The sequence below is a fragment of the Nocardia sp. NPDC046473 genome, assembly GCF_040645995.1.
GTDB lineage: Bacteria > Actinomycetota > Actinomycetes > Mycobacteriales > Mycobacteriaceae > Nocardia.
The window spans coordinates 1-10064 of sequence record NZ_JBEYZJ010000023.1; the positions used below are offsets into that span (position 1 = coordinate 1).

1 protein-coding gene is annotated in these 10064 nt (G+C 69.1%); it reads left to right on the forward strand.

The window, feature by feature from the left end; genetic code table 11:
• Nucleotides 1-21: 21 nt before the first annotated feature.
• The coding region (locus ABZ942_RS43700; RefSeq protein ID WP_357392253.1) for a type I polyketide synthase at nt 22-10064 on the forward strand (10043 nt) is incomplete at its 3' end.

A 10064-nucleotide genomic window follows, 5' to 3' on the forward strand; every position in this document is an offset into this window, starting at 1 on the left:
CAGGTGCCGTTCTATTCGACTGTGTCTGCGGAGCGGGTGGACACGGCGACGTTGGATGCCGGGTATTGGTTTACCAATCTGCGCCAGACGGTGCGTTTTCATGAGGCGATCGACATCTTGGTTCAGGGTGGTCATCGCGCGTTTTTGGAGGTCTCGCCGCATCCGGTGTTGACCGTGAGCATCGAGGACACCCTCGACGGTCGCGGCACCGAAGGCGTGGTGGTCGGCGGTCTGCGCCGCGAGGTCGATGATGTCGAAACGTTGCTGGGCGCGGCCGGCCGGTTGTTCACGGCGGGCGTGGGCCTGGACTGGTCCGCCGTACTCGCGGGGCTGGGCATCGATGGACGACCGGTGTCGCTGCCGACATATGCGTTCCAGCACGAACGTTACTGGCTGGACAGCGATGACATGGTTACGGACGCGACCGGGTTGGGGCTTGGCTCGATCGAGCACCCCCTGCTGCACGCCGTGGTGACCGTCGCCGATGGCGAACGGACCGTGCTGACCGGCCGCCTGTCCTCTCGTGCCCAGGCCTGGCTCGCCGATCATTCCCTGCACGGGACCGCGGTCTTTCCCGGCACCGGCTTCGTCGAGCTGGCAGTGCAGGCGGGCGACCACGTCGGCTGCGGCCGGATCGAAGAGCTCATCCTGCACCTGCCGCTGGTACTCACCGGTGACGACACCGACATTCAGGTCGTCATCGGCGGTACCGGCGACGACGCCGCCCGATCGGTGGACATCTACTCCCGCACCGACGACGAATGGATCCGGCACGCCGGCGGCACCCTCACTGCGGCGCGGGCCGAGACGGACACCGCGGACCTGGCGACCTGGCCACCAGCCCACGGCACCCCCGTCGACCTGGTCGGCTTCTACGACCGGCTGCACGAGGCCGGATTCGAGTACGGCCCGATGTTCCGCGGCCTCACCGCCGCATGGCGCTCGGGCCCGGACGTCTACGCAGAAGCGACGCTCCCGTCGGCACCCGGTCGGCCCGACACCGATCCCGGGTTCGGGCTGCACCCCGCGATGTTCGACGCGGCCCTGCACGCCATCGCGCTGATCGCCGACGAGTCGTCCGGCAGCCTGCCGTTCGCCTGGAACGGCGTGACGCTGCATGCCGTCGGGGCCACATCGCTGCGCGTCCGCCTCTCGATGACCGAGCACGGCACGTTCAGCCTGGTGGCGGCGGATCCGACGGGTGCCCCGGTGGTGTCGGTGCAGACCCTGGTGGCACGTCCCGTCGATCCCGAGCTGCTTCGGCCCACCCGCAGCGGTGACCTGTACGGCCTGGAGTGGTCTCCGGTCGCCATCCCGGACCGGCCCGACGAGGGTTCGTTGGTGGTACTCGGAACCGGGGCAGACCTGGTCGCGGGCCTCCGTGGCCGCGGCCGCACGGTCGCGGTCGTCAATGACCTCGACGACCTGGGCGCCGGTGACCCGGTGCCCGACACCGTGGTACTGCCGGTGGTCTCGGCGGCGAGCGCGCGTGCTGCGGCTGTGGATGTGCTCGGCGTGCTGCAGGCATGGCTGCAGCGGCCCGAGTTGGCATCCGTCCGGCTCGTGGTGGTGACCAGCGGGGCCGTGGCCGTATCGGTGGGTGAGGACGTCACGGATCTGGCAGGCGCCGCGGTGTGTGGTCTGGTGCGGTCGGCGCAGTCGGAGCATCCGGGTCGGTTCGTACTGGTGGACGTGGACGCGACCGGGCTTGCGGCGGGTGCTGTGCTGGATGCGGTCGCGGCGGACGAGTCACAGGTTGCCGTCCGTGGCGGCATCGTTTTGCGGTCGGCGCTGGCCCGAATCGCGCGGCCAAGCCTGGGCCCCTCGGCGGAGACATCGGCGTGGCGGGTTGAGGCGCCGGAGGGCGCGAGCACGCTGGCCGACCTGCAGGTCGCGGAGTGTCCCGAGGCGGACGCACCGTTGGCGGCGGGGCAGGTGCGAGTCGCGTTGCGAGCGGCCGGGGTGAATTTCCGGGATGTGCTGATCGGCCTCGGCATGTATCCCGGGCATGCGGTACCGGGCAGTGAGGGCGCCGGTGTGGTGGTCGAGGTCGGGCCCGGGGTGACCGGCCTGGCGGTCGGTGATCGGGTGATGGGCGTCTTCGCCGGTTCGTTCGGCCCACTCGCGGTAGCGGACCGGCGCATGGTGGTACCGATGCCGTCGGGCTGGTCGTTCGCGCAGGCCGCATCGGTACCGCTGGTCTTCCTGACGGCTTACTACGGTCTGGCGGACTTGGCCGAAATACGTTCGGGGGAACGCATTTTGGTGCATGCCGCCGCCGGTGGTGTCGGGATGGCCGCGGTGCAGCTCGCTCGGGCATGGGGGGCCGAGGTATTCGGCACCGCGAGCGAGACGAAGTGGCCGGTGTTGCGCGCGAACGGATTCGATGAGGACCATGTGGCGGGCTCGTCACGGGATCTCGCGTTCGCCGGCGCAGTGCGTGCGGCGGGCGGCGTCGATGTGGTGCTGAACTCGCTGACCGGTGAGTTCATCGATACGTCGCTGGGGCTGTTGCGTCCGGGCGGCCGGTTCATCGACATCGGCAAGCTGGATGTGCGTGATGGCGAGCAGGTGGCCGCGGCGCACTCGGGTGTGCGGTATCGGCAGTTCGATCTGGTCGAGGCGGGGCCGGATCGAATCCAGGAGATGCTGCGTGAGTTGGCGGGAATGTTCGAGGCCGGCGTGCTTTCGCCACTGCCGGTGCGGTGCTGGGACATCGGGGATGCGGTAGCCGCACTGCGGTTCCTGCAGCAGGGCCGCAACGTAGGCAAGCTCGCGTTGACGATGCCGGCCGGTCTCGAGCGGCTGGTGGCGAGCACTGTGCTCGTTACGGGTGGGACGGGTGCGCTTGGTTCGGCGATCGCCCGCCATCTGGTCGCGCACGGCGCGCGAGAGCTGATCTTGACGAGCCGCCGGGGCCCGGCCGCGCCCGGCGCCGCCGATCTGGCCGCGGAGTTGGCGGCGGCGGGCGCACGAGTGCGGGTGGTCGCGTGTGACGGCGCCGACCGGGACGCGCTCGCCGGCTTGTTGCAAGACATTCCCGACGAGTTGCCGCTCAGCGCCGTCGTGCACGCGGCGGGTGTGCTGGATGACGGAACGATCGCGTCGTTGACGCCGGACCGATTGGACGCGGTGTTCGCGTCCAAGGTGGCTGCGGCGTGGAACCTGCACGAGCTGACCGCGGGCCTGCCGTCGGTCGAGGCGTTCGTCCTGTTCTCCTCGGCCGCGGGTGCCTTCGGCAACGCTGGGCAGGGCAACTACGCGGCGGCCAATGCTTTCCTCGATGGGCTCGCCGTGCACCGACGCAGCCGGGGACTGCCTGCCGTATCCATCGGCTGGGGACTATGGGCCGAGTCCAGCGGCATGACCGGACATCTCGATGGCAGCCACTACGGCAGGCTGGCTCGGGCCGGCGTCGGGGCACTGTCCACCGAGGACGGGCTCGGACTGTTCGACAAGGCGATCAGCGGACCGCGCGCGGCTGTCCTGCCGCTCCGGCTGCACAGTGCGGTGCTGCGCCGTGAGGCCGCTGCCGGAACCCTGCATCCGTTGCTGCACGACCTTGCACGGATCACCATCCGCCGCACGGCAGGCACGGCTGTGGCGGGCAGCACGCTGGCGGACCGGCTCGTTCGCACAGACGCCGATGAGCAGCGTCGCCTGATGCTCGACCTCGTCCGCGGAAACGCTGCGATCGTGCTCGGACACGCCGGTCCGGAGAGTGTCGGCGCGCAGCGCGCCTTCCGGGATCTGGGCTTCGACTCGCTGACCGCAGTCGAGCTGCGCAACAGGCTGGCCACCGCGTCCGGGCTGCAACTGCCTGCCACCCTGGTTTTCGACTATCCCACCGTCACCGCCCTGGCCGAGCACCTCATCGACCGTCTCGTCGGCGTCGGCGTCGGCGTCGGCGTCGTCCGGACGCCGGTCGTCGCGGCTGCGGTTCCCGCGGACGAGCCGCTGGCGATCGTCGGGATGGCGTGCCGGTACCCGGGCGGGGCCAGGAGCCCGGAGGAGCTGTGGGACTTCATGCTGGCCGGCGGTGACGGAATCTCCGGATTTCCCCTGGACCGCGGCTGGGATCTGGAAAACCTGTATGACGCCGACCCCGCAGCCAAGGGGAAGTCCCACGTCCGCGGCGGCGGCTTCCTATACGACATAGCGGATTTCGATCCGGCTTTCTTCGGGATCTCGCCGCGTGAGGCGCTGGCGATGGATCCGCAGCAGCGGTTGCTACTGGAGACGAGCTGGGAGGCCCTGGAGAGCGCCGGTATCGTGCCCTCGTCGCTGAAAGGTAGTGCTACGGGCGTCTTTTCCGGAGTCACCTATCACGATTACGCGGCGCGGCTCCGCTCGGTCCCGGACGATCTGGCGGGGTTGTTGGCGACGGGTAGTTCGGCGAGTGTGCTCTCTGGGCGGGTGGCGTATGTGTTGGGTTTGGAGGGGCCGGCGTTGACGGTGGATACGGCGTGTTCGTCGTCGTTGGTGGCGTTGCATTTGGCGGGTCAGGCGTTGCGTCAGGGGGAGTGTTCGTTGGCGCTTGTTGGTGGTGTGACGGTGATGGCGACGCCGGGGACGTTTGTGGAGTTCGGTCGGCAGGGTGGGTTGTCGGTGGATGGTCGGTGTCGTGCGTTTGGTGCGGGGGCGGATGGTTTTGGTCCGGCTGAGGGTGTGGGTGTGGTTGTGGTGGAGCGTCTTTCGGATGCTCGGCGGTTGGGGCATGGGGTGTTGGCGGTGGTGCGGTCCTCGGTGGTGAATCAGGATGGTGCGTCGAATGGTTTGACGGCGCCGAATGGTCCGTCGCAGGAGCGGTTGATTCGTCAGGCGTTGTTGATCGCCGGGCTGACATCGGCGGATGTGGATGCGGTGGAGGCGCACGGGACTGGTACTGCGTTGGGTGATCCGATTGAGGCGCAGGCGTTGCTGGCGACCTATGGGCAGGGGCGGTCGTCGGATCGTCCGTTGTTGTTGGGTTCGGTGAAGTCGAATATTGGTCATACGCAGGCGGCGGCGGGTGTGGCGGGTGTGATCAAGATGGTGATGGCACTGCGGCATGGGGTGTTGCCGCGCACGTTGCATGTGGATGAGCCGAGCCCGCATGTGGATTGGTCGTCGGGTGCGGTGTCGTTGTTGCGGGAGAACACGCCGTGGCCGGTGGTGGGTCGTGCGCGTCGTGCGGCGGTGTCGTCGTTCGGGATCAGTGGGACGAATGCGCATGTGATTCTCGAACAGGCTCCCGAGGTAGTGGTTGAGGAGACCGTCGAGACAGAGCTGTCGGGTGTGGTGCCGTGGGTGGTGTCGGCTCGTGGGCCTGCTGCTTTGCGGGGGCAGGCAGCCCGGTTGCTTGAGTGGTTGTCGGTGAATCCTGATGTGGCTCTTGGTGATGTGGCTGCCACGTTGGTGTCTGCTCGGTCGGTGTTGGAGGACCGGTTGGTGGTGCTCGGCAAGGACCGGGCGACGCTGCTGGACGGCCTCGGGGCCGCGATCGAGGGTGCGCCGTGGCCCGGCGTGATCACGGGTTCGGCCAGGGACGCCGCCGGTGTGGTGTTCGTGTTCCCGGGGCAGGGCTCCCAGTGGGTCGGCATGGGGCGGGTGCTGTGGGAGCGCTCGGAGGTATTCCGATCCCGGCTGCTCGACTGCGACGCCGCGGTGGCGAGATGGGCGTCGTGGTCCGTCCGAGACGTGCTGCTCGGGGTGACGGACGGGCCCGATCCGGATCGAGTGGATGTGCTCCAGCCGGTGCTGTTCTCGGTGATGGTGTCGCTTGCCGCCGTCTGGGAGTCCTGGGGCGTCGCCCCCGATGCGGTGATCGGGCACTCCCAGGGCGAAATCGCGGCCGCATGCGTGGCCGGGGCACTGACCCTGGAAGACGCCGCGAAGGTCGTGACGCTGCGCAGTCAGGCGCTGCGGGAGCTGACCGGTGCGGGCGGAATGCTGTCGATCGCGCTCTCCGAAGCCGACGCCCGAGCGCTGGTGGAGCCGTGGCTCGTCGACGGGCGAGTGTCCGTTGCGGCGGTGAACGGACCGAACACGGTTGTGCTGTCAGGTCCACCGCAGGCACTGCGCGAGGTCGAGGACGCGCTGGACGGCGTGCGATGCCGGATGATCCCGGTCGACTACGCGTCCCACTCGGCTCAGGTCGAAGGGATCAGGGACGCACTGCTGGAACAACTCGCCGAGATCGAACCGCGGGCGTGCAAGGTGCCGTTCTACTCCGCGGTCATCGCCGGACCGATCGACACCGAACGGCTGGACGCCGGCTACTGGTTCACCAACCTGCGCGAAACCGTCCGGTTTCACGACGCGGTCGATCGGCTGGTCCGCGACGGGCGACGGACCTTCCTCGAGGTCTCCCCGCACTCGGTCCTCGGCCTGTCCGTCGCCGACGCGCTCGACGCAGCCGAGACCTCCGGCGTGGTCGTCGGCAGCCTGCGCCGCGACGAGGACGACATCGAGCGGATGCTCGCCGCAGCCGCCGAACTCTTCACCTCCGGCATCGACATCGACTGGGCGTCCGCGCTTTTCGGCATCGGTGCGCGGGGCCGCCGCGTGCCGCTGCCCACCTACGCCTTCCAGCACGAAAGGTTCTGGCTCGACGCCGGGGACCGGCAGTCGTCGGCGGTCGAGCCGGAGCAAGATCGGTTCTGGGAGCTGGTCGAACACGGGGACGCCAGCGAACTGGCCGACAGCGTGCGGTCCACCTCGGGTGCCCTGTCCGTCCAGGAATGGGAACCGGTCCTGCCCGCGCTGAGGTCCTGGCGCAAGAGCCGCGGTGAGCGGTCGATGGCCGACGGCTGGCGGTATCGGATCGCGTGGAAGGCGCGCACCCCAGCGGCGCCCGGTGCCATGACCGGTACCTGGGCCGTCGTTACGCCGGCGGCCGAGCTGGAGCGGGCCGGCGCGTGCGCGGCGGCGCTGAGCGCCGCCGGCGCCGACGCCGTCATTGTTCGCTGCCCGGACGACGCGGTGATCGGCGAGCGCGCGGCCTGGCGGGAGGCATTCGCGCAGGCCGGAACCGTGGCGGGGGTGGTGTCGCTGGCGGGGCTGTGCGAGCAGCCGGATCCCGGGCATCCGGCGATACCGGTAGGGGCGGCGGCCACCCTGGGCCTGATCCAGGCGCTCGGCGACATCGGCGTGACCGCCCCGCTATGGTGCCTGACTCGAGGTGCCGTCTCCACCGGCCACACCGACGCGCTGACGCGGCCCCTGCAGGCACTGGTCTGGGGCCTGGGCAGGGTCGCGGCGCTCGAACACCCCGACCGCTGGGGCGGCCTGATCGACCTGCCGGAAACCGTCGACGCCCGGACCTGGGAGCAGGTCCGCACGGTCCTCGCCGACGGTGCCGAGGAAGACCAATGTGCCGTGCGATCGTCGGGGGTGTTCCTGCGCCGGCTCGTTTCCGCGGCCACTGGCACCGCCGAAACCGGCACTTGGACGCCCGAGGGCACCGTGCTGGTCAGCGGTGCGACGACGACGCTCGGCGCCGAGACGGCGCGCTACATCGCGGGTTACGGCACGGCCCGACTGGCATTGGCTGGTGCGACCGGCGCCGCGATGGCCGGACTTTTGGAACTCGCCGCCGAACTCCGGGCCACCGGTGCACAGGTCGATGTCGTTGTGTGCGACGTCGCCGACCGCGACGCGGTCGCCGCCGTGCTGGCCGGAATTCCCGCCGAGTACCCGCTCAGTGCTGTCGTGCATACGACCGGAGCGGTGCCGATGTCGGTCCTGACGGAACTGGACGTCGCCGCCTTCGCCGATATCGCGGGTCGCCAGGCCCAGGGTGCGCGGGTACTCCATGAGGTCTTGGCGGAGCGCGGTGAGCCGGCCGCGCTCGTGCTGTTCTCGTCCGGCGCCGGCGTCTGGGGCGGCGGTGCCCAAGGTGCTTACGCGGCGGGGAACGCCTACCTCGACGCACTCGCCGAGTACCGCCACGGCCAGGGAATGCGTGCCGCGGCGGTGGCCTGGGGGCCGTTGCAGGAAACACTGCCGGACGACGAGGTCGCTGCCGCGACGGCGGCGACCAGGCGGGCCCATCTGGACCGGCAGGGCCTGCGGGCGATGCCGGCCGGGGCGGCCGTCCATGCCTTCGGCCAGACGATGGGCCGCGGCGAGACCGCCCGCACGGTGGCAGACATCGACTGGACCCGGTTCTACCCGACGTTCGCGGTGTCCCGTCCCCGGCCGCTGCTGCACGAGATTTCGCAGGTCACCGAACTGCTCGCCGGCATGAGCGCCGCACCAACGACGGTTCAGTCGGCGCTGGCCGAGCGGCTGACCGGACTTTCCACCGCCGCCGAGCAGCACGCGGTCGTGCTGGATTTCGTCAGGGAGCACGTCGCGGCCGTACTGGGTCATCGCGACCCGGGCGGCATCGCCGCCCAGCGTGCCTTCCGTGATCTCGGCTTCGACTCGATGACCGCGGTGGAACTGCGGAACCGGATGGGCGCCGACATCGGCCTCGCCCTGCCGACCACGCTCGTCTTCGACTACCCGTCGCCGGTCGACCTCGCCTCGTTCCTGCTGCCGCGGGTCCTGGGCAGGAACACGGACCTGGCTCGGCAGCCGGACACGATCTCGCCCGTCGACGAGCCATTGGCGGTGGTGGGGATGGCGTGTCGTTTCCCCGGTGGGCTGTCGGATCCCGGGCAGTTGTGGGACTTCGTGCTGGCCGGAGGGGACGCGATTTCGGGGTTCCCGCTGGACCGGGGCTGGGATATCGAGTCGATCTACCACCCTGATCCAAGTCACGCGGGTACGTCATATACGCGTGACGGCGGATTCTTGCACGGCGCAGCGGATTTCGATCCGGGCTTCTTCGGTATCTCGCCGCGTGAGGCGCTGGCGATGGATCCACAGCAGCGGTTGCTGCTGGAGACGAGCTGGCAGGCACTGGAGAGTGCCGGCATCGATCCGCAGGCGTTGCGGGGCAGCAACACCGGTGTGTTCACGGGCACCAATGGCCAGGACTATGCCTTTGTTGCCCATCAGGCGCCCGAGGGCGCCGACGGATATGTAGGCACGGGCAACGCGAGCAGCGTCATGTCCGGTCGGGTCTCCTACCTGCTCGGTTTGGAGGGGCCGGCGATGACGGTGGACACGGCGTGTTCGTCGTCGCTGGTGGCATTGCATCTGGCGGGTCAGGCGCTGCGCCAAGGGGAGTGTTCGATGGCGCTGGTGGGCGGTGTCACCGTGATGGCGACGCCGGGGACGTTCATCGATTTCAGCCGGCAGCGGGGTTTGTCGCCGGATGGTCGGTGTCGTGCGTTTGGTGCGGGGGCGGATGGTTTTGGTCCGGCTGAGGGTGTGGGTGTGGTTGTGGTGGAGCGTCTTTCGGATGCTCGGCGGTTGGGGCATGAGGTGTTGGCGGTGGTGCGGTCTTCGGCGGTGAATCAGGATGGTGCGTCGAATGGGTTGACGGCGCCGAATGGTCCGTCGCAGCAGCGGGTTATTCGTCGGGCGTTGGCTGTGGCTGGTTTGTCTGCAGCGGATGTGGATGCGGTGGAGGCGCACGGGACCGGGACCAGCCTGGGTGATCCGATTGAGGCGCAGGCGTTGTTGGCGACCTATGGGCAGGACCGTCCATCGGATCGTCCGTTGTTGTTGGGTTCGATCAAGTCGAATATTGGTCATACGCAGGCGGCTGCGGGTGTGGCGGGTGTGATCAAGATGGTGCAGGCCATCCGGCATGGGGTGTTGCCGCGCACGTTGCATGTGGATGAGCCGAGCCCGCATGTGGATTGGTCGGCCGGTGCGGTCACGCTGTTGACGGAGAACACACCGTGGCCGGTGGTGGATCGTGCGCGTCGTGCGGCGGTGTCGTCGTTCGGGATCAGTGGGACGAATGCGCATGTGATTTTGGAGCAGGCTCCGGAGGTGGTGGTCGGGGAGACCGTCGAGACAGAGCTGTCGGGTGTGGTGCCGTGGGTGGTGTCGGCTCGTGGGCCTGCTGCTTTGCGGGGGCAGGCAGCCCGGTTGCTTGAGTGGTTGTCGGTGAATCCTGGTGTGGCTCTTGGTGATGTGGCTGCCACGTTGGTGTCTGCTCGGTCGGTGTTGGAGGACCGGTT